Source organism: Paenibacillus sp. JGP012 (genome assembly GCF_014203995.1).
Classification (GTDB): Bacteria; Bacillota; Bacilli; order Paenibacillales; family Paenibacillaceae; genus Paenibacillus; species Paenibacillus silvae.
The window spans coordinates 1-2,292 of the sequence record NZ_JACHKG010000062.1 but is presented as its reverse complement, the minus strand read 5'-3'; the positions used below and the strand labels follow the sequence as shown (position 1 = coordinate 2,292).

The following is a 2,292-nucleotide window of genomic DNA, read 5'->3' as shown; positions in this document are numbered from 1 at the left end:
TGGAACCGCCACCTTTCGGAGTTTGTAGGGGTACAAACATTTTACCGAGGTTGCGGTTCTTTTTCTACCTTTTATTGGTTATTCAACACGCGTGCAGTTATATAAAATATTATTGAAAAATATCGTATCGACAGAATTATTAATTGATGACCCTTCTCCTATAGATGAAAAGCAATTAGTTCACTTATTAAGGTTTAGTGACATACTATCAAACTCTACTTCTAATAGTAATAGGAATATTGCTTATAGGATAGTTGCATCTTTAAGTCCAGCTTATAAAGATAACCCTATCTTTAAAACATATTCGACCGCAATATTGACCAAATTAGGTAATTTCCCAGCTATTAAAAATTTGCAACATAATGTAGAACTTCCTTTTGTAAGGGAGATAGAAAAAGTTGTGAAAAAAGAGATACAGAGGATTCCAGGTGCTGAGGATCAATATTTTACTGATTCACAATATGAGTTGTTTGAACGATTAAAAGACTCGAACTTTTATAGTTTTTCTGGGCCTACATCAATGGGCAAATCGTTTATATTCAAGACCTTCATACGTGAAAAAATAACTGGAGGAGATCTAGGAAATTTTGTGGTAGTGGTACCTACTAGAGCATTAATAAATCAATTTTCGTTTGAAATTAAAGATGAGTTAAAAAACTTGTTAGAAGATTTTGATTACAAAGTTATAACTAACTCTACTGTTAATGATAATAATCAAGAAGAATTTTCAAAACGATACATTTTTGTAATGACACCAGAAAGACTACTAAGCTACATATCTAATAAAGAAAACCCTGTTATAAATTACTTGTTTGTAGATGAAGCACATAAGTTAGCTGCTGAAAAAGACTACAGAAGTATTACAATGTATCTATCTATAGAGAAAAGCTTAAAGAAATATAAAGAGTTGAAAGTTTACTTTGCTTCGCCAAATGTCTCCAATCCAGAGGCGTTTTTAGAATTGTTTCAAAAATCCAGTAGAAAAACTTTTAGCACAATAGAATCTCCTGTCACGCAGAATCTTTTTTTTGTAGATCTGCTACTAGGGAGAGTTAGTTACTATAATGATGGTACAAAATACAATTTCGATGATATTTCTGTTGATAAGTATTCAACATCAAACGAAATCATTTACTTTATTGGTAAATTAACATCAAATGTTATTTATTGTAATTCAGTTGAAAATACAATTAATAAAGCAAAAGCTTTCGTCGATTATTTGAAAAAAAGCACCATAGATTCACAGAAAAATAGGAATGCTCAATTGGATAACTTGATTTTGGAAATCAGAAAGATGATTCATAGCGATTATTATCTAGCTGAGTGTTTAGAATTTGGAGTAGCATTTCATTTTGGAAATTTGCCACAAGTTATCAGAAATAAAGTGGAGAAACTCTTTAAGGAAGGTAAGATAAAGTATTTATTCTGTACCTCCACATTGTTAGAAGGGGTGAATTTGCCAGCTAAGAATATATTTATTTTAAATAATAAAAAGCATAAATCAATAATGTCGAAAATTGATTTTTGGAACTTAGCTGGTAGAGCTGGAAGGTTAAATTACGAGTTGTTTGGTAACGTATTCTGTATTAGGGAAGAAAATAAAGATTGGAAAAATTTAAAGGAATTAGATGGTAAATCAACTACCAACTTGCAAGTGAATGTTACTCATCAATTAGATAAGAATCAAAAGAATATAGAGCAACTATTGTCAGATAAACAAATTGACTCTCCAGAAGCAGAAAAAGAAGTGCTTAAATATATAGCCAACATTATAAGCATTGATTCATTGGAACAAAATGATGAATATAAAAGTCCGGTTATTAACAAACTGTATAAAGATGGGAAAATGGATGTGCTTTCTAAAGCCCAAGAGAGCATAAAGGATCTAACGGTGCCCTTCGAAGTGTTAAACAATAATCAATCGATTATGGTTAGGCAACAAAATAATGTCTACGAATTTATAGTTAGATCTCAATCATATGAAGAAAAAATTCAACTTCCAAGTGAAATTAATTACAACAACTGTATTGCTGCCTTAGAACTGTTACATGATAAATACAACTGGGGATTAAACGAAAGTAAAAACGATATAGCTAACAAAAATTCATTGAAATATTATGCCCTTCTAGTTAACCAATGGATTAATGGACAAAGTTTAAGTGAGATGATTAATTCAGCATTGCATTTTTATGAAACGAATCACGCGTGTTGAATAACCAATAAAAGGTAGAAAAAGAACCGCAACCTCGGTAAAATGTTTGTACCCCTACAAACTCCGAAAGGTGGCGGTTC

1 protein-coding gene is annotated in these 2,292 nt (G+C 31.2%); it reads left to right on the top strand.

Annotation, left to right across the window (positions count from 1 at the left end; genetic code table 11):
• The first annotated feature begins 112 nt into the window (after positions 1–112).
• Positions 113–2,212 carry a DEAD/DEAH box helicase gene (locus HNR77_RS29820; RefSeq protein ID WP_184191727.1) on the top strand — a complete coding sequence of 700 codons (2,100 nt, stop codon included), beginning with the start codon at positions 113–115 and terminating at the stop codon, positions 2,210–2,212.
• The last annotated feature ends 80 nt before the right edge of the window (positions 2,213–2,292 follow it).